This window comes from Paenibacillus lignilyticus, from assembly GCF_017942085.1.
Lineage (GTDB): Bacteria > Bacillota > Bacilli > Paenibacillales > Paenibacillaceae > Paenibacillus_Z > Paenibacillus_Z lignilyticus.
In genome coordinates this window covers 17,558-39,510 of the sequence record NZ_JAGKSP010000011.1, presented here as the reverse complement: position 1 = coordinate 39,510, position 21,953 = coordinate 17,558, and the positions used below count along the sequence as shown (strand labels likewise).

22 protein-coding genes are annotated in these 21,953 nt (G+C 54.0%); all 22 read left to right on the top strand.

What is annotated here, in order from left to right; all coding sequences use genetic code 11:
* Positions 1-136 precede the first annotated feature (136 nt).
* The 22 genes from I8J30_RS22580 to I8J30_RS22475 all read left to right on the top strand — a co-directional run bounded on the left by I8J30_RS22580 (position 137) and on the right by I8J30_RS22475 (position 21,934).
* Positions 137-859: a CpaB family protein gene (locus I8J30_RS22580; RefSeq protein ID WP_210661981.1), complete on the top strand. Its 723-nt coding sequence runs from the start codon at positions 137-139 to the stop codon at positions 857-859.
* Positions 856-1,701 carry a CpaE/TadZ family protein gene (locus tag I8J30_RS22575; RefSeq protein ID WP_210661978.1) on the top strand — a complete coding sequence of 282 codons (846 nt, stop codon included), beginning with the start codon at positions 856-858 and terminating at the stop codon, positions 1,699-1,701. Before I8J30_RS22580 ends, I8J30_RS22575 begins: the two co-directional genes overlap by 4 nt.
* Positions 1,701-3,116 carry an ATPase, T2SS/T4P/T4SS family gene (locus tag I8J30_RS22570; RefSeq protein ID WP_210661976.1) on the top strand — a complete coding sequence of 472 codons (1,416 nt, stop codon included), beginning with the start codon at positions 1,701-1,703 and terminating at the stop codon, positions 3,114-3,116. The genes I8J30_RS22575 and I8J30_RS22570 overlap by 1 nt, the downstream gene beginning before the upstream one ends.
* Positions 3,113-4,051 (top strand): type II secretion system F family protein, encoded by a 939-nt coding sequence (locus tag I8J30_RS22565; RefSeq protein WP_210661974.1) that lies wholly within the window; start codon positions 3,113-3,115, stop codon positions 4,049-4,051. Before I8J30_RS22570 ends, I8J30_RS22565 begins: the two co-directional genes overlap by 4 nt.
* Positions 4,052-4,069: 18 nt before the next feature.
* Positions 4,070-4,960: a hypothetical protein gene (locus I8J30_RS22560; RefSeq protein ID WP_240548292.1), complete on the top strand. Its 891-nt coding sequence runs from the start codon at positions 4,070-4,072 to the stop codon at positions 4,958-4,960.
* Between the two features lie 29 nt (positions 4,961-4,989).
* Positions 4,990-5,142 (top strand): hypothetical protein, encoded by a 153-nt coding sequence (locus tag I8J30_RS22555; protein ID WP_177246046.1) that lies wholly within the window; start codon positions 4,990-4,992, stop codon positions 5,140-5,142.
* Between the two features lie 12 nt (positions 5,143-5,154).
* Positions 5,155-5,301 carry a hypothetical protein gene (locus I8J30_RS22550; RefSeq protein ID WP_177246048.1) on the top strand — a complete coding sequence of 49 codons (147 nt, stop codon included), beginning with the start codon at positions 5,155-5,157 and terminating at the stop codon, positions 5,299-5,301.
* Positions 5,298-5,723: a hypothetical protein gene (locus I8J30_RS22545; protein WP_210661970.1), complete on the top strand. Its 426-nt coding sequence runs from the start codon at positions 5,298-5,300 to the stop codon at positions 5,721-5,723. Before I8J30_RS22550 ends, I8J30_RS22545 begins: the two co-directional genes overlap by 4 nt.
* 26 nt (positions 5,724-5,749) lie before the next feature.
* A complete protein-coding gene (locus tag I8J30_RS22540) occupies positions 5,750-6,238 on the top strand; it encodes a hypothetical protein (protein WP_210661968.1) in 489 nt (162 codons plus the stop codon).
* A 162-nt stretch (positions 6,239-6,400) separates the two neighbouring features.
* Complete coding sequence (locus I8J30_RS22535) at positions 6,401-7,372, top strand: ABC transporter permease (protein ID WP_210661966.1); 972 nt, start codon at positions 6,401-6,403, stop codon at positions 7,370-7,372.
* A gap of 15 nt (positions 7,373-7,387) precedes the next feature.
* The gene (locus I8J30_RS33245; RefSeq protein ID WP_210661964.1) at positions 7,388-8,269 is read left to right on the top strand and encodes a carbohydrate ABC transporter permease; all 882 of its coding nucleotides are present in this window, start codon (positions 7,388-7,390) and stop codon (positions 8,267-8,269) included.
* Positions 8,270-8,360: 91 nt separating this feature from the next.
* Complete coding sequence (locus tag I8J30_RS22525) at positions 8,361-10,070, top strand: type 2 periplasmic-binding domain-containing protein (protein WP_210661962.1); 1,710 nt, start codon at positions 8,361-8,363, stop codon at positions 10,068-10,070.
* Between the two features lie 102 nt (positions 10,071-10,172).
* Positions 10,173-11,900 (top strand): sensor histidine kinase, encoded by a 1,728-nt coding sequence (locus tag I8J30_RS22520; RefSeq protein WP_210661960.1) that lies wholly within the window; start codon positions 10,173-10,175, stop codon positions 11,898-11,900.
* Positions 11,901-11,982: 82 nt separating this feature from the next.
* Positions 11,983-13,533: a response regulator gene (locus tag I8J30_RS22515; RefSeq protein WP_210661958.1), complete on the top strand. Its 1,551-nt coding sequence runs from the start codon at positions 11,983-11,985 to the stop codon at positions 13,531-13,533.
* 147 nt (positions 13,534-13,680) lie between these two features.
* On the top strand, positions 13,681-14,916 hold the full coding sequence (locus tag I8J30_RS22510; RefSeq protein ID WP_210661956.1) for a M24 family metallopeptidase: 1,236 nt from the start codon (positions 13,681-13,683) through the stop codon (positions 14,914-14,916).
* A gap of 230 nt (positions 14,917-15,146) precedes the next feature.
* Positions 15,147-16,193, top strand: a complete 1,047-nt coding sequence (gene uxuA, locus I8J30_RS22505) for a mannonate dehydratase (protein ID WP_210661954.1) — start codon at positions 15,147-15,149, stop codon at positions 16,191-16,193.
* A 14-nt stretch (positions 16,194-16,207) separates the two neighbouring features.
* Positions 16,208-17,077: a sugar phosphate isomerase/epimerase family protein gene (locus tag I8J30_RS22500; RefSeq protein ID WP_210662193.1), complete on the top strand. Its 870-nt coding sequence runs from the start codon at positions 16,208-16,210 to the stop codon at positions 17,075-17,077.
* Complete coding sequence (locus I8J30_RS22495; RefSeq protein ID WP_210661952.1) at positions 17,074-18,246, top strand: Gfo/Idh/MocA family protein; 1,173 nt, start codon at positions 17,074-17,076, stop codon at positions 18,244-18,246. The genes I8J30_RS22500 and I8J30_RS22495 overlap by 4 nt, the downstream gene beginning before the upstream one ends.
* 37 nt (positions 18,247-18,283) lie before the next feature.
* Positions 18,284-19,087: a sugar phosphate isomerase/epimerase family protein gene (locus I8J30_RS22490; protein WP_210661950.1), complete on the top strand. Its 804-nt coding sequence runs from the start codon at positions 18,284-18,286 to the stop codon at positions 19,085-19,087.
* Entirely contained in the window at positions 19,074-20,159 is a 1,086-nt protein-coding gene (locus tag I8J30_RS22485) for a Gfo/Idh/MocA family protein (protein WP_210661948.1), read from the top strand. The genes I8J30_RS22490 and I8J30_RS22485 overlap by 14 nt, the downstream gene beginning before the upstream one ends.
* A gap of 89 nt (positions 20,160-20,248) precedes the next feature.
* Entirely contained in the window at positions 20,249-21,118 is an 870-nt protein-coding gene (locus I8J30_RS22480; RefSeq protein WP_338044921.1) for a helix-turn-helix domain-containing protein, read from the top strand.
* A 39-nt stretch (positions 21,119-21,157) separates the two neighbouring features.
* A complete protein-coding gene (locus tag I8J30_RS22475) occupies positions 21,158-21,934 on the top strand; it encodes an SDR family oxidoreductase (protein ID WP_210662189.1) in 777 nt (258 codons plus the stop codon).
* Positions 21,935-21,953 lie beyond the last annotated feature (19 nt).

Here is a 21,953-nt window from a genome sequence, read left to right as displayed (position 1 = left end):
GTCTGTTATTATGAGTTCAATATTATAGTAGCAGAAATTTAGCGACCGCTATGCGAAGAACGCAAGCTTGGGCTCCATGCCCCTGCTTGCGTTCTTTTTTTATTTATCGCTATCTAAGCTGCGGAAAGGAATCGCCATGAATCGAAAGCGTCATATATGGGTTACCGCATCGGCCGCCGTTCTATCCGGCTTGCTTGTCTATGGAGTGTATGTACTGCAGCTGCGTCAGGTGAAATTTCAAGAGACGGTGAACGTTGTCGTTCCGGTACGGTTTATAGATGCCGGTGAACGGCTGACAACGGACATGCTGGGCGTGAAGCAGATTTCGAAAGCTTCCTATGTTCCGGAAATGTTTCTGCATGCGGAAGAGATGGACGGCATGGAGGTGATTGTGCCTCTGGGGGTAAACGAGCCTTTGCTAAGCTGGAAGGTGGACAAGTTCCGGTTGCTGCCAAGCCGAGAGCAAGCGACCTTTCAAATCCCGCGCGATTATGTCCTCTCCGTCTCGAATGGAATTCGCGCCGGGGACAAAGTGATGCTTTATCTATCGGGAGAAGCTGTAGCTTCTGCCAGGTTATTTGCCGAATCGGTAACGGTTGCTTCGGTGAAAACATCGGGTAATCTCGAAATTGACGATACGAGCAATTCTAACTTGATGTCGCTTGCCAACTCGGATAAGGAAGGCATGTATGCCGCCAGACGTAATGCGAACGGCATGATTGATTCCGTCAATTTGAATTTGACGGAGGCGCAGTGGCTGAAGCTCGATTCGATCTGTAAAGGCGGTAATAGCAAAGTGGTTATTGCTTACTCGTCTGAATCGCTTGATATCGCGGAAGCCAAAGGCGGTGCGAGATGAGTTATTTTGTCGGTCCGATCATCACCTTTCTCGGTACGACACCCAATATCGGTACTACTGCTGCGGCTTTCGCTTCGGCCTGCCGGATTGCAGAGGAGAGCGGGCGGTCAGTCGGGTATCTGTGTCTGAATCTCAAGAGTGCCAAGGTACATCGTTTTCTTGGCGTCGATAAGCCGGGTGCAACACTGGATTCGTTACGCCCTGAGCTGTTAACGGGATCATTGCAGCCGGATAAACTGCTGCGTTCCATGCACCGCTGCCGAGGCGTACCTGATCTGCATGTGCTGTTCGGCAACATTATGCGAGATCAAGCTGAGTTTTTCACTATTGAAGAGATGGAGCATTTGCTCACAATCGCAGAACAGACTTTCAGCATCGTGATCGCGGATGTCGGTGCGTATTGGGATAACGCTGCCACTCTATGTGCGCTCCGTAAGGCACACAAACGAATTATCGTAACGACAAGCGCGTTGTCTCACTTTCAAGAGGATGGACAGCGCTGGATGAAGCAGCTTTCCGCTATGTATGGGATTGCCGCTCATGATTATGAAGCGATTATTATACACCAGCCTTGGGGCAAAGGAGGATTTCACGTGAAGGATATTTGCAAAGAGCTCGGAGTGTCGTTTCTGGGGGAATTGGCATTGTCGGAACCGCTGCTATCCCAGCTTGATAGGGGAACACTCGATGAGTGGCTGCTTAATGACGAGAGAGGGAGGGCGGTTATGAAGGAGCCTTCGAGGAAGCTTATTGAGCACTATGGCTTGAAGCGGCAAATGAGGATGACGGTGCAGCCTTGGTATAAGAAGCTGCTAACCCATCGCGGCGGAGTAAGCTCCTAATGAGAGGCGACGGGCGCTTCTCGCCATCGGCCTTCTCGGCGAAGCTGCTGGCGGTTGAATCGGTGGCTGATACGGCTGCTCCGGTAACAGAGCAGGATGCGCAGCGGGACTTCAATCGGTTATCGGAAGATGTGCGCGCCTACTTGGCGCTGCCGCGCGGTGAGACAGAGGAAGAGCGGCGTGAATACAACGAGAGCTTGAATCGAGCGGTACTTGGCTATACGTACGATCGGGAGCGGATTCTCGCGGTTATTGCGGATCGACTGCTGCGGCAGCGGATTCATGAGCTGCCCGGCTATCAGCATCCGTATTCGACGCTTGCAGAGGCATTGTTCGCCGAAGTGATCGGGATGAGCGTGCTGGAGCTGGTGCTGCAGAAACGGGAAGGACTCGAGGAAATACAGGTCGTTGGCACGAGAATATTCGAAGTGCGTGTCGGAAGGAGCGTGCCGTCTCAGTATGCTTTTGAATCGCTTCGCGAGGTGGAGCGGATTCAGCAGAATCTGGTGCTCTACAATAATGATCGCATCAATCCGCGTAAGCGATGGGCAGAAGTGATGCTGCGAGACGGTACCCGCGTCACGATGACCGGCCATGGGTTCACGGCTCAGCCTACGCTGACATTGCGATTCTATACGGTTCGGCGATTTCAATTGGAACAGCTTGGGCGAGCGGAATTAGGAACGATTAATGAGCGGATTCGGCGGATGCTGCTGGCCATTCTGGAAGCCAGATTCAACGTTGTTGTCATTGGGCCGACCAACTCGGGCAAGACCAATCTTATCAAGGCGCTGATCGGTGAATTGCCGGATGAGGAGCGCATCGTAACGATTGAGGGCAGGCATGAGCTGATGCTGAAGCGGGATTTCCCGACGAAGAATGTGATCGAATATGAAGCGGATGAGGAAGATGTGATGCACCGCTCTTCGCAGGCGTTCAAGCTGGCGCTGCGACAGTCGCCGCAGCGGATTATCCATGCCGAGATTCGAGATGAGGATGCCAACATCTATGTGCGAGCGTGTACGAGAGGACATGCAGGCAGCATGACGACGCTTCATGCCAATATGCTGGAGGATGTGCCCGAAGCGATTGCAGATATGTGTATGCTTGATGGCCGTGGGATGGACCCGGAGCGGCTGACGAAACGGATCGCGGAGTATGTGACTCAGATCGGAATTGAAATGCGTATTGCCTCGGGACGCCGCCGTCTGGTGCGATTGGCGGAAATGGGGTGGGCCGGCGGTGAAGTGTTTGTCAGAGATTGGGCTGTATTCGATGAGGAGCTGGGCGATTGGCGGTATCCGCAGGCACCATCCGCATCGGCGCGGGCAAGATTGATGGAGGCGTCTGCGGAGCATTGGAGTTCTGTATGGCAGCCGGAACCCGAGCGCATGCGGGGAGCTGAGCCGAAATGATCGTCAAGCTGGGACTTCTTACATTCATCATGGCGCTCTTCGGTACGGTATTTGTTGTAGTTCGAGGAATGATGGGAATATGGCTGCATCGGCAGCAATTCATCAGTCGGCTGCATTATCGGCGCAATCGCGGCGTTCATGAACGTTTTACGCGTTTTCTGCAGCGCTTCGATCGTTCGCATCGCCATCTGTCTGAGCTGCTTGAATCCCTGCAGCTGAACTGGCGTCCGGTCTCATTTGCCGTAACAAGCTTGCTTCTTCTGCTGATTGGCATATCGTTCGGAGCCCTGTTTTTTCAAAGCGCAAAAGGAGCATTTCTGCTGGGCGTTGTGATGGTCACCGCACCATATATGCTGCTTCGGACGATGCTGGTGCACCGCCAAATGAAGACGCGAATCGATTTCCTGCCGGCAGTGGAGCTGTTCTATCAGTGCTGCCTTGTCAGCGGGGGAAGGCAGATTAAAGCGGCACTTCAGCGAACCGTCGAAGAGAAACGGCTGCTCGGGCCTATGCAGGCCGTGTTCGAGCAGCTGTACCGAAATGTATCCGTTCGCGGCGATGATGAAGCTAGTTTGCGGATTTTTGCGGCTTCGCTGGGACATGTGTGGGCGGATTATTTTGTGAATATCGTTCGGGCCGGTTTGGCGGAGGGGCATCCAATCGCTGCGAACTTAAAGGATCTGATTACGGATATGCGTAAGGCGCGCAGAGCTAATCAGCAAGAGCGCAATAAGCTGCTCGAAATCCGTATCGCGAACTTCTCACCGATCTTATTTCTGCTTCTCTTTATTGGGATCAACTTTCATTACAATCCCGAGAATGCCTACCAATATTATATTGTCGATCCGGCCGGGCGGGATTTATTGCTGAATGCGGGGATGATGATATTTGGCTCATTCGTCATGGGATTATGGTTATCCCGCAAGAAAATGTAAAGGGGGTCCATGCCGACTATGAGCGACTCTATTGCGAAACTGGTCATGTGGGCAGCGCTAGCCGGCCAATATGCAGCATTATTCATGCTTTTTGCATCACTTATGAAGCTGCTGACGTTTAAGAAGCCGCGTTATGTGCATGTCTTCATGCAGCATTGGCGGAAGAAGACGGTCAGCGATCAGTGGCTTGCATTTGCGAGGATCAGCCGCGAAAGCAGCTCATTCAAGGAACGGGAACGCTTACTTGCCGGATGCGGATATACAGGAGATGCGGCGTTGTATGTGCTGCTGCGCAGACTCTTCTTTCTGCTTATCCCGATCTGGTCGGCAGCAGCGTACGGTTTCACTTATGTGGAATGGAATGCTTTGCCACGTGTGAGTGCGCCGCTGCTTCTTTCGTTCGTGATCCTGTTCTTGCTCTGGGATCTTCCTTGGCTGGAAGCGATTCGGAAGACGAGGGCAGAGCGGATGACGAAGGAAATTTATATCGTCAGCAATCAACTGCTCTATCTGGCAGGTTCATCGCTTCATATTCATACGAAGCTGATGCGATGCTTGCCTTACACGCGGACGATGCGAAGCGAGCTGCAGATGCTGCTTGGCGAGTGGTATCACGACGCGGAAGGGGCATTAAGACGGCTTAAGCTGCGGCTTGGAACCGAGGAGGGGCTGAGCTTCGTTGAGACGATCGATTCCTTGCGGCTCCATGAGAGCGAACAGTATTACGAGCTGCTGCGAGAACGAATCCAGGATTACAAGGAGAAGCTGGAATTGGCTAAGGACAGTCGCAAGGAATCGACATCCTACTTGTTGTTTGCCATTGCGGGGCTTCCGATCATGTATACCTTTCAGATTTTTATATACCCCTGGGTTCGAGAAGGCCAGAGGCTATTTAGCTCTTTAAATTAACAAGTGGAGGATATGAAGGAGGTGAGGGCATGCGGAATATTTTGATAACGGTCATGATGCTGGTTGTCGTTGTCCTGTTGTTTAATGCGATTGTCGCCAAGGATACGACAGGGACGAAGGATCAAATCGAAACACAAGGAAATGCTGCGAATACGAAAATCAACACCATTACGATTCCATAAGGAGGCAGTAGCATGCGCTCGCTATTGATGACGCTGCTGCTTATCATCGTTACGGTCATTCTATACAAGGGTGTAACCGGCGGCGAGCAGGGGACGAACGCTCAACTGGAGCAATCCGGCCGGCATATGAGCGATGGGATTCGGAGGATGAGCCCTTGAAGAGTTTGCTTGTCTTTATCCTCCTGTCTGCCATGATGTGCTGGTTTATGTTTTCTCCGATTTATAAGCATGTTCTGATTGTCCGGCAGGCCGTTCTTCAGCAGGAAGTCGATTACTTGCTGGAGATTGGCGCTAATGGCGACCATGGTTATATTGATGCCGCAATGATGCAGGAATCAAGGCTTCGATTAGCCAAGTACGGGCTACTCCCGAGCTCGGTTGAGTTCGTAGTCAGTTCGGGGAGCGGCAGCCCAGCAACCGATGCCAATCAGCCGCTGCTTCGCGGAACTTCCTTGTCGCTGACGGCGAACTATCCGATGGAGGGCTTGCTCGCCATCGACCGGTTAATCGGGCTGGCACCGCCACCGGCGAATACGAGGCTTCGAGCCTCCGGGATGAAGATGAGCGAATATGTCCCGTAACCATCTCGGGGAGAGGAACCTACCTAATGTATAAGCTGGTGCTTGTCATGCTGATGATGGTCGTATGGATGCTGCTGCACGCGCTTCAAACCGATGAGGAGCTGGCGATAACGGCGCTGTTTCAGGGGAAACATGCGGTGAATCGCGCTGCTCATGCAGCAGCCCAGCAGGTGAATGGAGCCGCACTGGCAGAAGGCCGACTACACATTGATGAGCTTGCGGCGAGCCGGGCGGCCGGGCTTTACTTGCAGCGCAATCTGCAGCTGGATGAGAGCGGGCAGCCCTTGCCCGGCTCTTATTTACAGGAACGAGTGGAGGTCGTAGATTTTCAGGTAGTCAACGGGGACTCGGCGGCTTTTCCCTATACCTATCGCAATGCTGCCTATGATTACGAAGTAACGCTGCATCGACCCGGCGTCATTCTGATCGCCAAGATCGTGTACCCCCGCGTGTTTACTGTTATTGAACCAATCGAATGGACGATTAAAGGAGCAGCGGAGCTGACGTCAGGTTGACGGAGCCGCTGCTTTTTTTTGTTCGGGGGGCAAAGCCTCTAGAAAACTCAGTGTATTTGTGCACCTTTTCAGTTTCACAGTGTACCTTTCCGATGAAAGCGTTTGCTATACTGTGTTTATTAAACCGGCAGCGCTTCGGAAAGGAAGAAGGAGGAAGCAATAGTGGCAAAATCAGGCCTGAAGTCGATCGCAGCGCTGCATTCCGGCAGAGCTGCGGTTCCGTCGAAACGCGGCCTATGGCAGCGGATCGTGGATCATCGTGTGCTGTATCTGATGTTTCTGCCCGTCATCGCGTATTACGTTATTTTCCGGTATTGGCCGATCGTGCTGGCATGGATCGTTGCCTTTAAGGATTTGCAGCTGGGTACCGGGGTGTTCAACAGCGAGTGGGTGGGCTTCGGTAATTTTAGGATCATGTTCGAGGACCCCGAAATCGTCAACGTGCTGCGCAATACGGTCGAGATCAGCCTTCTTCGTATTGTAGTCGGCTTCTTCCCGCCTATTATTCTGGCTATCATGTTCCATGATCTGGCGTCGAGCAGATTGAAGAAATGGCTGCAAAGCGCCGTTTATATTCCGCATTTCTTCTCGTGGGTCATCGTTTACGGCATTGTGTTTGCGTTCTTCTCCACAGGATCAGGTTTCGTCAACAACGTGCTGGCGTGGCTGGGTTACAATCGGTTCGAGTTTTTCCTATCGGAAACGTGGTTTCGTCCGCTGCTGCTCGGTTCCGCACTGTGGAAGGAAATCGGCTGGAGCACGATCATTTATTTAGCGGCGCTGACGACCGTCGATCCGCAGCTGTATGAAGCCGCCACAATCGATGGCGCAGGGCCGATGAAGAGAATTACGGCGATTACACTGCCAAGCATTTTGCCCGTTATCACCTTTGTGCTGTGTATCAGTCTCGGCAATATTCTGTTCGCCGGCGGTGAGCAGATTCTGCTCTTCTATAATAAGGCCGTGCTGGATTCCGCGGACGTCATTGAGACTTGGGTATATCGTGAAGGACTTAATCGGCTTCAATTCAGTATCGGTACGGCAGTCGGCGTCTTCCAGTCCATTATCGGAATGGTTTTCATAATATCCAGCAACTTCATCGCCAAAAAATACACCGGTCGTGGTATCTGGTAGAATGGGGGACCACCTGTGATCTATAAATCGCGAAGCGATAAGATTTACCAGACGATTATACATATCATCGTTATTCTCGTGGCAATCACCGCCATCTTCCCGCTAATCTACGTCCTTGGGATGTCGTTTACGACCAAAGCGGAGATGATTCAACGCAATTATTTCGTCATCATTCCGAAGGAACCAACGCTCGAAGCGTACAAACGGATCATGGCTTCCTCCGTTGTGTGGCATTCGTTCATGATTTCCGTCTTCCGCAGTACGGTCGGACCGCTGCTTTCATTGGCTCTGACGACGATCGGGGCATACGTCTTGGCGCAGCGGACGCTGCCGGGCAGGAAGCTGTTTCTATTCTTTATTTTGGCAACAATCCTGCTTAATGGCGGCATGATTCCAACCTATCTCGTCATCAAGCAGCTGGGGCTCATCAACTCGGTTTGGTCCATGGTGCTGCCGCTCATGGTAGATAGTTTCGGGCTGCTCGTCATCAAGATTTTCATCGAGAACCTGCCGGATGGCCTCATCGAATCCGCCAAAATGGATGGAGCGGGAGAATGGAACACCTTGACGCGTATCGTGCTTCCGCTGGCCGCGCCGGCGCTTGCTGCCATCGGGTTATTTAACCTCGTAGCACATTGGAACAGCTGGTTTGACGCATTGCTCTATTTGAATGACAAATCGCTCTATCCGCTGCAGATGGTGCTCAAGAACATGCTGACCGTCGATTCCATCAGCGGTGACAATATGAATGGTATGTTGAAATCTACTCAAGCGGTGAGTACGGAAACGATCAAGATGGCGACGGTCGTCATCGGCCTCGTCCCGATTCTATGCGTCTACCCGTTCCTGCAAAAGCATTTTGTCAAAGGCATGTACATGGGTGCCGTCAAAGGGTAACGATCAAGCAACGTGTAACAGTGGTGTCGAGAAGCCATCCGGAGGTGCTTCTTCACATATATCATTGGTTTCAGAGAGGGGATCAAGAGCCATGAGAAAGAAAATGACCTATACCGTATTGGCCGTTCTATTGGCTTCCGTTACGATGCTGAACGCCTGCTCCGACAACACGACGAATAACGGCGCTGCTGCCAATAATGCGACGAATAACGGAGGGGGCAATAACGAAGCGACGAATACCGGCAACGGAAATGCTGACAGCGGCAAGGCTGAGCCGCCGCTCCAAGAGCTTAATTTTCCGGATGCGTTCCCGCCGGTTCCCAAAGCAGTGGATCAATCCAGCTATGCCTATGATGATATGAGTAAATCCTACGACCTGGATATTATGGTATCCGGCTCCTTCAACCAGTCGGTGCCTGAAGATAAGGTGAAGGAATTCTTGGAGAAGCAATTCAACGTGAAGCTGAAGTTCACGAGCATGAATGCGGATGATCTGAAGAACTCCGTCAGCGTGCGCTTTGCTTCCGGGGACGAACCGGACATGGTCATGATGCCGGTTAAGGATGTCGCCTTATCGCTTTATAATGCGGGTCAACTGCTGGATGGCAAAGAAGTGCTGCCATACATGCCGCAGGCTATGCAATATGTCACGAAGGAATACAAGAACTGGGCTACCACGAAGGATGATCAATTGATCGGGGTGCCGCGTTACAGCGTGTTCCCGGACAACTGGGCTTATTTTATCCGCCAGGACTGGTTGAAGGAATTCGGCATGAGCATGCCGACGAATGAAGACGAGCTGTTCGCTTACGCGAAAGCAGTCGTCGAGAAGGATCCCAACAAGAACGGCAAAGCCGATACTTGGTTAATGGGCGCCGCGGGTGCCGGCAACGGTTGGTCCATGATGGATGCGCTGAAGACGATGTATGGCCATCCGAGCTGGAATGAACAGGACGGCAAGATCAATCATCCGATGCTGGATGGTACGACCAAACAGTTCCTGCAGTTTGTGAAGAAGCTATACGATAACAAGCTGCTCGCGCCGGACTGGTATACGATCGGTTGGGAGCCGTTCAAGGCCTACAGCTTGAACGATCAGATCGGCCTCGTCTGGTACCCGGGCTGGAATATCGTGCAGGAGCAGTACGATGCGAAGAAGAAGGATGCAGTGGCAGCTACGCTGTGGGAACCGCTCAATCCGCTTAAATCAAGCGAAGGTAAAGGCGGCATGTACGGACCGGGCGGCAATCCGGGCGGACTGTTCATTTTCTCCAAGAAGCTGCAGGATGATCAAGGCAAAATGATGCGTCTTGCCCATATGCTCGATACGATGATATATCCGAATCAGAATTACTGGGCCGTTTCACAAGGCGGCGGGCCGGAAATCTTCCCGGATGACTCTACCGTGAAGCTGAATGATGACGGTACGAACGTTTTCTTCATCAAAGAATCGCACCTCTCGAAGGCGAAACCGGAATATCAATCGCTCCAGGACTGGCAGTTCTTCGGCTATACCCTGATCTGGCAAGTCTATGACGATGAGCCGGTCGGCGTCACCGGAAGCAAATGGAATCAGCAGGTCATCGCGATGCCGCGCTATAAGAACTTTGATATGAACCTGACGCTAGACGGTCCGACAAGCCAGAAGCTGACTGACTTCCAGAACAAGAATGAAATTTCCTTCGTGCTTGGCAAACGTTCCTTTGACGATTGGGACGCTTATGTGGAAGAATGGAAGAAAGCAGGCGGTCAGAAGCTCATCGACGATGCTGCTTCGCAGCTGGGCGTTGAGAAACAATAAGGCAGTAAATGAATTCGGTATACTCATGAATGCGCATCCGTGCATTCGTGAGTATACTTGTCTATTTACGGGATAACGCCGCCTAGGAAGGGTGCATCCGGATTGAATCCTCGCTTCGCGCTTGGTTCGCGCGCCAAATTGATTCTACTTTTGTTCATACCAAGCACGTTGTTCGTATTTTTCGTCGTGCAGATCGCCAAGGACTATACGCTCGGTTTCCTCAGGGAAACGCAGAACGAAGCACTTGCCGGCATGTCCAGTCAGGTCACGCACTTGATCTCCATTTATAATAGTGAAATCACCTACAACATGCTGGAAATGGAGCAGACGATCAAGCAGGAAGGCGGCGCCGGCGATAATCTTAGCAGCTCCATGCATACAGCCGCCCAAATCCGCTCGGACTTTGTTCGAGGCATCGTTTATATTCGCAAGGATGGCGTTATTACAGGGTATCCGCAAAATTTCTGGGGCAATTTCTCGGAGAAGGAAGAGCAGCTTGTGCGGAAGCAGGCGGAAGAGAGCCGGGGCGTGTTCGAGTGGTCGGATACGATCCGCTCCGATATCGGCCGAACGGGGGCATACGGCCCGACCAGCCTGGTAACAAAAACGGTTTTCGACGAAGAGGGGCATACGTCCGGCTATCTGGCGTTTCTGGTAGATTTGTCTGCATTTCTGGATCGAAGCGCGGCCTTCGCCGGCAGCTACGATACGCAGACGCTGCTCTATGGCAGCGACAATCAATTGATCGACTATATCTGGGCAAGCCCGTCAACGCAGTTCAGAAGAAAGCTCGTTGAGGAGAAGAATGTAGAGACGCTGCCGCAGGCGCTGCAGTATTTCAAGAAAGCCGGCGTCTATCATTCCGTCTCGTACATGAATACGAACCTGAAGTGGAAGGTCATCGTCGTTGGCGACGTCAACAAGCTGGAGAGTCGGTTTAAGCCGCTCGGGCAGATCGCTTGGTCGCTGCTGTTGTTCGGTTTGATCGGGTTTCTGGGTATATATATTACGGTCTCTTGGTGGTTTACGAGGCCGATTCTCGCATTGACCAAAGGGATACGCAAGGTTGCCAGAGGCGATCTGGAAGCCAAGGTGCAGGTGAAGCAGCGCGATGAGTTAGGGGAGCTGGCAAATCAGTTCAACCAGATGACGGGCAAAATCTCCGATCTTGTCATCGGCCTTCAGCGAACGGAGGAGGCGAAGCGTCAATCCGACATGCAGGTGCTGCTGTCGCAAATCAATCCGCATTTTCTGTACAATACGCTGAATACGATCGACATCATGATTGACGTCAGCCCCAAGCCGGAGCTGCACGAAATGATGGAGGTGCTGTGTCGGCTGCTCCAATACAGCCTGGACGACAACAAACAGCCGCCGCTTGCAGACGAACTGCGGTATGCAAGCGATTATTTACATATCCTATCCGTTCGTTACGGCAACCGCTTCCATTTTCGGATTGGGTCTGCGCCGCCTGAGATTGCACAGATGCCGGTAATGAAGCTGGTCCTGCAGCCGATCGTAGAGAATGCGGTGTTCCACGGCCTGCATGCACTGGAAGGACGGCAAGGAGAGCTCGACGTCTCGGTTCATATCGAGGAACGAGCGGTAGCGATTTACGTGAGAGACAATGGTGTCGGCATTCCGTCGGAGAGGCTGGAATGGCTGCGGCAGGCACTGCTAGAAGACGTAGATCCGGGCAGCGAGCGCGGCATTGGAGTGCTGAACGTTCATCGGCGGATCCGGCTTCATTTTGGAGAACGTTACGGTTTATCCATCCGCAGCGATTTTGGTGAGGGAACGACCGTCGTCATTCTACTGCCACGGCTGTGAGAGAACTTCCGAATCTGTGAGAGAACTCCCAAATCCGTGAGAGTTTGACTCCGTCAAACTCCCTATTACAGGAGGTTAGCGCATGCATCAACCTACTTTTCGCCTGCTAATCGTCGATGATGAGCCGTTAGCCAGGATGCGAATTCGTTCATTTGATTTGGCGGCCCGCGGTTACGAAATCGCCGGGGAAGCGGAGAACGGCGAGCAGGCTTGGCGGATGTTAGAGAAGCTGCAGCCGGATATTGTGATAGCCGATATTGGCATGCCGATACTGGATGGCCTGGGCTTATTAAAGCGAATCCGCGGCATGACATCGCCGCCGGCAGTCATCCTGTTAACCTGCTTCGAGGATTTCGAGAAAGTGCAAAGCGCTATGCGAAACGGTGCGGTAGATTATTTGACCAAGCTGCTGCTAAGCGAGACGGAGTTTATCTCCTGCCTGGATCGGGCGGTCGAGGAAATCCGCAAGGCGCGCATGCAGAAGCATTGGACGCTGCGGCAGCTGCTGCAGGATTGGCTGCTCTCGGGAGGCACATCGGCATCGGCGGATGCGTTGGAGTACGAATTGTCGGCCTTCAAGCAATTTAGGCTCGCGCTGCTGCGGTTTCCCGGCGATGTCAAGCATGATGCGGCGAGGATGATCGATGCTTATGAGAAGGAATTCGCTCCGTATGCCTCATTCGTCATTCGGCTGACAGGGCCGCTCTGGGCTGTGCTGATCGCTTCGAGCGAGACGAACGGCAGCGCGGATTTCAATGCCTGGACGATGCAAACCTTGAAGCAAGGATATGACGAATGTTTGAATCGTGATTTAGAGCCGCTTCAATCGCTATCGGGCTTCAAGTATAAATTGGCTCAGCTGCCGGATGCGCTCGTAACCTGCCGCAAGCTGCTCGAGCAAGCTTTCTATGAGCCTAAAGGGTGCGTCATCGTCGGTGAAAACGGTGCGGAAGGCGAGACTTCATCATCGTCGAATGCCAGACTGAAGGCGCTCTATACCGATATTAAGAAGACAGCCGAAGAGGACGATGCCGCAGCACTCGCAACGCTGCTGATTTCGTGGCGCGATGAGATTGCCATGTATTCGAAGCCGGGCACCGAACAGCTGAAGCATGCCGGCTTCGAGCTCAGCAGCTGCTTCCGGGAGGACTTTGATTTGGAGACGGAGGAGAGGGCGGTTGCCGCTCGCGAATGGATTCTGTCCGCGATCGAACACTGCGAGCATGTCAGCAGCCTCTTCTTGATCATCACACAGTTGATCGAAAGCTTAAATCGCCGGACAATGCCGACGCATCGCTGCCGGCAAGAAATCCGCGAGGCAATCAAGTATATCCGAAGCAACTATCAGGAGGATATCGATCTGGTCACCGTTGCCAGGCAGGTTAACTTGAGCCCGAGTTGGTTCGGAACGCTGTTCCGCAATGAAACGGGACACAGCTTCCTGGATTACCTCCAAGACTTCCGACTGGAGCAGGCGAAGGCCATGATGGCACAGTCGGATCTCAAAATCTATGAAATCTCCACCTTAGTCGGGATTGCGAATCCGAGATATTTCTCGCGTCTGTTCAGCGATAAATACCGGATCAGCCCGCAGGATTACCGCAGCAAGGCGAGAAGCAAGCTGCTGGGATGACCCGGCGGATAGTCAATCATCAATCAAACAGACGATCGAAAGAACAGCGGAGCTTTCCGGCAAGTTGACGGAGCCGCTGTTCTTTTGTTGTAATGGAGGAAATAAGCTTGGAGCAAGGAGCGGTTGAGAGTGCAGGTGAACAGTGGAATGGCAGAAACGGTACAGGTACAGCATGACGAAATCGCGGAGCGCATTAAGCGGCTGCAGCAGTTAATGACACAAGCGGGCGTCCATGCTTCTCTGATCACGCAGCATGTGGACCTTTATTATTTTACAGGCTCGATGCAGGCCGGATACGCCTTTATCCCGGCTGAAGGGACGGCAGTGTTCTATGTGAGACGCAGCATGGAGCGGGCTGTACAGGAGTCGGCCGTTCAAGTGCGGGCGTTGAACTCGCTGCGCCAATTCCGCGCTCAGCTGGAGCACGACCATCCTGCCGTATTCGGCGGCGGCACCAGCAGTGCCCAAGGGGTGATCATTGCAACGGAGATGGATGTGCTGCCGGCATCCACCTACGCCAAGCTAGCGGAAGTACTGGCCGGCAGCCGCCGGGATTGCTCGTTAGTAGACGGTTCTACGCTAGTTCGCCGAGTACGGATGGTGAAGTCGTCCTGGGAAATAGGCCGGATAGAGGCAGCTGCGCAGGTTGTCGCGGAAGCATTGGAAGCGGCTGTCGGCATTATTAAGGAAGGCCTTACGGAGCTAGAACTGATGGCTCGAATCGAATACGAAATTCGCATTCGCGGTCATATTGGACTGATGCGTACGCGCAGCTACAACATGGAGATTACGACCGGCATGCTCGGATCAGGGGCGGCGGCTGCCGTCCCGAGTGCGTTCGATGGACCGGCAGGGGGTCTCGGCCTCGGGCCGGCTTTCCCGCAAAGCACCAGCCGCAAAGCCATCGGCAGAGGGGAGCCGATTCTCATTGATATCGGCTGCTGCATCGATGGCTATATAATCGATCAGACGCGTACCGCTGTCATCGGCAGTTTGCCCGATGATTTGGCGGAAGCCTATGCGCAGGCGGAGCACATCATTCGCCAATCGGAAGTCCTGATGCGTCCGGGCACTTCCAGCGAATCGATCTATGCAGCGGCGTTGAAGCAGGCTGCCGATGCCGGACTGGCCGATCATTTTATGGGCTATGGCACCAATCAGGTCAAATTTCTCGGTCATGGCATCGGGCTTGAAGTCGATGAGTGGCCGGTGCTAGCGAAAGGGTTCGGCGATCCGCTCGAAGCAGGCATTACACTTGCGGTAGAGCCGAAATTCACATTCCCGGGACGCGGTGTCGTCGGCATCGAGAACAGCTATCTCATCACCGATACCGGCTGCCGGCCGCTCACAAGATCGCCCGAAGGGCTGATCGTGATCCCTTAAAGGAAGAAGCTGTTTGCGAGTCAACGATAAGTTGCTCGCAGGCAGCTTCTTTGCGTTTCCGGTCCCGGCCAGCTTGACTCAGATGCGGTACTTCTCCTTTAGATTTAACTGTGGTTAAGGTAATCGGTAAAGCCGATTTCTATTGGACCGCGCTGTGCTACAATAATGCTGAATCTATATGCCAACAAGCGGAAATCGACCAATCTACCGAATTCAAGAGGTGCTGTACGATGAAAATGACGTTTAGATGGTTTGGCAATGACGACCCGGTCACGTTGCAAAATATCCGCCAAATTCCTGGGATTCACGGGATTGTTACCGCACTTTACGATGTGCCGGTGGGTGAAGCTTGGCCGATGGAATCGATCAACCGACTGAAAGAAACGATCGAAGCCGCAGGGCTGCGGTTGGCCGTGATTGAGAGCGTTCCCGTACATGAAGACATCAAGCTGGGACGACCTTCGCGCGACCGGCTTATTGAAAATTACAGTCAAACGATTCGCCGCCTTGGCGAAGCCGGCGTTCCGGTCATCTGCTACAACTTTATGCCCGTGTTCGACTGGACGCGCTCACAATTAGCGTATGCGCTGCCGGATGGGTCCACGACATTGACGTTCGAGGACGAAACGATTTCCCGCATGGATCCGGTGAACGGCGACTTGTCGCTGCCGGGCTGGGATCAAAGCTATACCAAGGAAGAGATGGGGCAGCTCATCGACGCTTACGCCGAAGTAACGGAGGACGTGCTTTGGAGCAATCTCGCTTATTTCTTGGAGCGCATCATTCCCGTTGCCGAAGAGGCCGGCGTTGTGATGGCCATTCACCCCGACGATCCGCCTTGGCCAATCTTCGGTCTGCCGCGTATCGTAAGCAATTTCAGTCAATTGAAGCGTCTGACCGAACATGTGAACAGCCCATCGAACGGCATTACGTTCTGTTCCGGCTCGCTCGGCGCCAATGAAGATAACGATTTAACCGCGATCATTCGCCATTTTGGCTCACAAGGAAAGCTGCATTTTGCCCATACCAGAAACATCCTGCGTACCGGTCCGCGCTCCTTCCAGGAATCGTCGCACCGCTCGTCAGACGGCTCCATCGATATGGTGCGGATATTGGAGGCATTGCACGAAACCGGCTTTACCGGTCCGCTTCGTCCGGATCACGGCCGAATGATTTGGGGCGAGCAGGGCCGTCCCGGCTATGGACTCTATGATCGGGCGCTGGGTGCCACGTATTTGAACGGGATTTGGGAAGCGATTTCAAAAACAAGGAGCTGACCGCAAGCCATATGCTGAAATTATCCGTATTCACGGTAGCGACGCCGGATCTCACGCCGGAGGAGCTATGCGAAGCCGCATCGGCTGCCGGTATCGGCGGCATCGAATGGCGCTGCAAAGACACGCCGGCAGAGCTCCGCAAGGAGGCGCCTTCCTTCTGGGGAAACAATATCTGCACACTCTCGCAGCATGCAGAGGAGGAAGAGATCAGCCGTTTCGAGCAAGCGGCGAATCGCTCCGGCATGAAGACCATTTCCATTACGCCTTATATCCAATGCGGCGATATCGAAAGCACCGAACAGGTCATGCGGCTTGCGAAACGTTTTGGCGCATCCATGATTCGCGTCGGCGTTCCCGGCTACAACCGCACCCGAAATTACAACGAGCTCTATGAGGAAGCGATCGCGTACCTCAAGGTAGTAGAGCAGCTGTCTCGCCATTATGGCGTCAAAGCGCTGGTTGAAGCTCACCACGTGACAATCGCGCCAAGCGCATCCCTCGCGCACCGGCTCGTGTCGCCTTTTGACCCGGATTGCATCGGCGTGCTCTACGATCCCGGCAATATGGTTTATGAAGGCTTCGAGAATTATAGAATGGGCATGGAGCTGCTCGGTCCGTATTTGGCGCATGTTCATGTCAAGAATGCGGGCTGGCAGCCGCCTCGCACCGAATCGTCCGATCCCCTGCAGTCGCAAGAATGGTCTTGCAGCTGGAGCCCGATTGCCAATGGTCAAGTGCCATGGAAACAAGTGCTCCGCGACCTGAAGGCGGTCGGCTATGACGGCTGGTTCGGCGTTGAGGATTTCAGCGCTACCTTTGATACAAGAACGATGCTTCAAACGTATGCCAATCAAATGAAAACGTGGATGGAGGAGATCGAATGAAACAGCTGCGCTACGGGATTATCGGAATCGGAAACATGGGCTCAGGTCACGCGAACATCTTGACTTCAGGTGCAATCAAGGGGGCTGTGCTCACTGCGGTTTGCGATGGCTTCGAGAGCAAACGGGACTGGGCCAGAGAGAAATTCGGCGATAAAATCGCGGTGTTTGAGAACGCGGAGTCGATGATCGACTCCGGCCTTATCGATGCCGTTGTCGTGGCTACACCGCATTACGATCATCCTACGGAAGCGATCGAAGCTTTTGCCAAAGGGATGCATGTCTTGATCGAGAAGCCTGCCGGCGTCTACGCCAAACAGGTGCGGGAGATGAATGAAGCGGCTGCGGCAAGCGGCAAAACCTTCGGCATCGTCTACAACCAACGGATGAACCCGCTCTATCAGAAGCTGCGCGAAATGATTCAATCCGGCGAGATCGGCGAAGTCCGCCGCATCAATTGGATCATCACGAACTGGTACCGGACGCAGGCCTACTACGACTCCGGCACTTGGCGTGCAACGTGGGGCGGCGAAGGCGGCGGCGTTCTGATCAACCAATGCCCGCATAATCTCGACTTGTGGCAATGGACAACAGGGATGATGCCGATTCGGATGCGCGCGTTCTGCCAATTCGGCAAGAACCGGAATATTGAAGTCGAGAACGACGTGACGGCGTACGCCGAATATGAGAACGGGGCTACGGCGGTGTTCATCACATCCACCTCGGATGCGCCGGGCACGAATCGCCTTGAAGTTTCGGGAAGCCGCGGCAAAATCGTCATCGAGAACGATAAAATGACGTTCTGGCGTCTGCGCGAAGAGGAAGCTGCCTTCAACGCACGCAATACGGAACCATTCGCTTCGCCGGAATGCTGGAAAATCGATATCCCTAGCTCAGGCCCGAGTCCGGAGCATGCAGGCATTTTGCAAAACTTCACGGACGCCGTTCTGCTCGGAACGCCGCTCGTTGCGCCGGGCGAAGAAGGAATCAAAGGCTTAACGCTCTCCAATGCGATGCATTTGTCCACTTGGCTGGACGGCTGGGTCGATCTGCCGCTGGACGAAGCGCTGCATGAAGCGGAGCTGAATAAACGCATCGCAAGCTCCACGTATCAGAAGCCATCGACGGCTGCGGCAGAGACCAAACCGGCTGATCTGACAGGGACGTTCTAAATAGATCCATTTCATCCAATGAGGGAGAGTGAACCATTTGTATAAGAAGCAACTCGCTGCACAGCTATACACGCTCCGTGACTATTGCAAGACTGCCGAGGAGCTGGACGCCGCGCTGAAGCGGGTCAAAGCCATCGGCTACGATGCTGTGCAAGTTTCCGGCATCGGACCTATCGCGCCGGATGATGTGAAACGCATTTGCGACAGCCACGGCTTGACCATCTGCGCCACTCACGTGCCGACCGGCCGTCTGCTGAACGATCTTGATGCGCTTATCGCGGAGCATCAAGCATGGGGCTGCAAGTATGTCGGCATCGGCTCCATTCCGCCGGAATACCGGAATGACAAAGCGGGCTATACGGCCTTTGCGGATATCATGAACGAGATCGGCGATAAGCTGGCGGAAGCCGGACTGGAACTCATTTATCACAATCATAAATTCGAATTCGAGAAGTTCGAAGGCAAGACGGGCATGGATTGGCTGCTTGATGCCAAGGACAGCCCGAGCGGCGCATTCAGCTTCGAGCTGGATACGTACTGGGTGCAAGCCGGCGGAGCCGACCCTGTCAGCTGGATCATGAAGGTGGCGGACATGAAGGTCGTCCATCTCAAGGATATGGCGATCGTGGGCGACCAGCAGGTATTCGCCGAAATCGGCGAAGGCAACCTGAACTGGCCGGCGATCATCGAAGCTTGCCGCGAAACGGGCGTTGAATGGTATGTCGTCGAGCAGGATGTATGCCCCGGCGATCCGTTCGAGAGCTTAGAGGTCAGCTACCGCGCGCTGCAGCAGTTAGCCTACCAAACGGGAGAGGAGCTGAAGGGCGATGTCAGGGTTTAATCGCAGCGACGGCATGAACTATGCGCCGGTAGCGATCAAGAAACCGGAACCGGTTGTCGGCATCGGCGAGTTCGTATTCGCCGCCATGGGCCTCGATCACGGCCATATCTACGGTCAGACGAACGGCCTCCTCGAAGCGGGCGCAACGCTCAAATGGGTATACGACCGCGATCCGGCTAAGGTCGAGCAGTTTCTGAAGGTCTACCCGCAGGCGACAGCTGCCGCCTCGCCGGAGGTGATCCTCGAAGACCCGCAGGTCAAGTTGGTCGCGTCGGCCGCCGTTCCATCTGATCGTGGTCCGCTTGGCGTCGCGGTCATGAAGCACGGCAAAGATTATTTTACCGACAAAACCCCGTTCACCACGCTGGAGCAGCTCGCCGAAGCGCGAGAAGTCGCGGCGGCGACGGGACGCAAGTACATGGTCTACTACAGCGAACGGCTGCACAACGAAAGTGCGATCTATGCCGGCAAGTTGCTGGAGGAAGGCGCCATCGGTCGTGTCGTTCAGGTCATCGGAACCGGCCCGCACAGGCTGAACAAGCCATCGCGTCCGGACTGGTTTTTCCGCAAGGAACAGTACGGCGGCATTCTATGCGATATCGGCAGCCATCAGATCGAGCAGTTTCTGCACTTCGCAGGCTGCAAGGATGCGACGGTTGCGAGCAGCAAAGTAGCCAACTACAACAACCCGGACTACCCGGAGCTGGAGGATTTTGGCGATGCAACGCTCATCGGCGACAACGGGGCGACGAATTATTTTCGCGTGGACTGGTTAACGCCGAACGGGCTTGGCACTTGGGGCGACGGGCGGACGATTATTCTCGGTACGGACGGCTATATCGAGCTGCGCAAATATATCGACGTGGCCCGCGATAAGAGCGGCGATCACGTCTTTCTGGTCAATCACGAAGGGGAGCATCACCTCTCCGTTGGCGGCCAGGTTGGATTCCCGTATTTCGGCGAGCTGATTCTGGACTGCCTCAACCGGACGGAGAATGCGATGACGCAGGCACATGCCTTTAAGGCGGCGGAGCTTTGCATGCTCGCGCAAAATAAAGCCGTCCGTTTGTAAAGGAATCTATACAACGGTGATGTGCGACATGGTAAAATCATTTCATTAGGATGCGCCCTGACGAGGCGCCTCAAATGGAGGGGAACTGTGTGCCGCTCACGATGCAATGGCAGCAGCCGATTGAGCTGATGTACCGGAACGACGAACCGTATCCGGGCGCTCAATTTCATTCACATGCCTTTTATGAAATGTATTATTTTCAGGAGGGTGAATGCAATTATTTGATCGGTGATAAGCTGATAACGCTCCAGCCCGGTGATTTGATTCTCATGCACGGCATGACGCTTCATTGTCCGAACCCGGCACCGCATAAGCCTTATATTCGCACGATCATACATATGGATCCGGCTTACATCCATAAAGTGCTTCAAGCGGATACGGCGGCGATGCTGCTGAAGCCGTTCGACGAGCTGCGCAATATCCGCATTTCCCTAAGCCCGCAGGATCAAGCAGAGCTTGAAACGCTGCTCGCGGAGATGGATCAGCTTTATAAGCGGACGAACGAGGCGGGCGTGCGAACGGCCTACAATCGGTTTGTCATGCGTGTTATCGAGCTGCTGCATCTCATACGGGATTGGTGCAGCGAGCCGGTATATGAGCGGGAGCATCGTTCCCAGAAAGAGCAGCATGTGCAGCGTGTCATTTCTTACTTGGAGGATCATTACCTCGAGGAAGTGACGCTGGATCATATTGCCAGCGCGCTCCATTTGACGAAACCTTACCTGTCCAACCTCTTCAAAGACGTTACCGGCACAACGGTATTCAAATACTTATATAATCGGCGGATCAATCAGGCCAAAATGATGTTTCGGCTCGAGCCCAGGCAATCGGTTTCGGAGGTGTGCCGCGCTGTAGGGTTCCACCATCTGCCGCATTTCAGCAGATTGTTCAAAACCACGGTCGGGGCAAGTCCGGAGACGTACCGGAAGCGAATGCTCCAGCTCGTTGCCGAAAGCTAAAGCCCTGCGTGCGCCGCCGCACATACGGAGGCGTTCCCTATCGGAAGCTCATTGTTTGATTTAACGGGCCGTACGGCGGTCATTATCGGCGGAACAAGTACGCTTGGCAGTGTCATGGCCGAAGCGATGCTCGACCATGGTGCGCATGTGGCGCTTGTCGTCCGCAGCAAGGAAATAGCGGAAGAGAAGCTGGCGCATCTGATAGAAACCGGCAGCGCGACGCTGTTTGAGGCGGATGCGGCGGTGAAATCGGATCTCGAGCGCGTGCTCGGCGAGATCAAGGATTGGTCGCCTGCCGGCCGAGCGGATATCTTGCTGCATGCGGCCGGCACGAACAGTGCGACGCCATTCTTTGATATTACGGAAGAAGAATGGGACCGCATCATGGACGTTAACGCGAAGAGCGTGATGTTAGCCTGCCAGGTGTTCGGCCGATCGATGATCGATGCCGGCCATGGCGGCAGCATCATAACGATCAGCTCCGTCTCTTCGGGGCCGCCGCTCTCCCGCGTGTTTACGTATTCGGCTTCGAAGCATGCCGTGAACAGCATGACGCAATTTCTGGCGCGCGAATTCGCGCCGCATGGCGTACGTGTCAACGGCATCGTACCGGGGTTCTTCCCGGCGGAGCAGAACCGCGCCATTCTGTCGCCGGAGCGGGTGGAAAGCATTATGAGCCATACGCCGATGAAGCGCTTTGGCGATCCGAAGGAGCTGCAAGGGGCAGTCGTTTGGCTGGCTTCCGAGGCAGCTTCCGGCTACGTCACGGGCTCGCTGATTCGCGTAGACGGCGGCTTTGGGGCAATGACGATTTAACGGCAAATACGGCTTGTTC

What these genes read in the sequence shown, in the direction of transcription:
- I8J30_RS22580 (WP_210661981.1), top strand. Translation starts at nt 137, where the DNA reads ATGAATCGAAAGCGTCATATATGGGTTACCGCATCGGCCGCCGTTCTA.
- I8J30_RS22575 (WP_210661978.1), top strand. Translation starts at nt 856, where the DNA reads ATGAGTTATTTTGTCGGTCCGATCATCACCTTTCTCGGTACGACACCC.
- I8J30_RS22570 (WP_210661976.1), top strand. Translation starts at nt 1,701, where the DNA reads ATGAGAGGCGACGGGCGCTTCTCGCCATCGGCCTTCTCGGCGAAGCTG.
- I8J30_RS22565 (WP_210661974.1), top strand. Translation starts at nt 3,113, where the DNA reads ATGATCGTCAAGCTGGGACTTCTTACATTCATCATGGCGCTCTTCGGT.
- I8J30_RS22560 (WP_240548292.1), top strand. Translation starts at nt 4,070, where the DNA reads ATGAGCGACTCTATTGCGAAACTGGTCATGTGGGCAGCGCTAGCCGGC.
- I8J30_RS22555 (WP_177246046.1), top strand. Translation starts at nt 4,990, where the DNA reads ATGCGGAATATTTTGATAACGGTCATGATGCTGGTTGTCGTTGTCCTG.
- I8J30_RS22550 (WP_177246048.1), top strand. Translation starts at nt 5,155, where the DNA reads ATGCGCTCGCTATTGATGACGCTGCTGCTTATCATCGTTACGGTCATT.
- I8J30_RS22540 (WP_210661968.1), top strand. Translation starts at nt 5,750, where the DNA reads ATGTATAAGCTGGTGCTTGTCATGCTGATGATGGTCGTATGGATGCTG.
- I8J30_RS22525 (WP_210661962.1), top strand. Translation starts at nt 8,361, where the DNA reads ATGAGAAAGAAAATGACCTATACCGTATTGGCCGTTCTATTGGCTTCC.
- I8J30_RS22515 (WP_210661958.1), top strand. Translation starts at nt 11,983, where the DNA reads ATGCATCAACCTACTTTTCGCCTGCTAATCGTCGATGATGAGCCGTTA.
- I8J30_RS22510 (WP_210661956.1), top strand. Translation starts at nt 13,681, where the DNA reads ATGGCAGAAACGGTACAGGTACAGCATGACGAAATCGCGGAGCGCATT.
- uxuA (WP_210661954.1), top strand. Translation starts at nt 15,147, where the DNA reads ATGAAAATGACGTTTAGATGGTTTGGCAATGACGACCCGGTCACGTTG.
- I8J30_RS22495 (WP_210661952.1), top strand. Translation starts at nt 17,074, where the DNA reads ATGAAACAGCTGCGCTACGGGATTATCGGAATCGGAAACATGGGCTCA.
- I8J30_RS22485 (WP_210661948.1), top strand. Translation starts at nt 19,074, where the DNA reads ATGTCAGGGTTTAATCGCAGCGACGGCATGAACTATGCGCCGGTAGCG.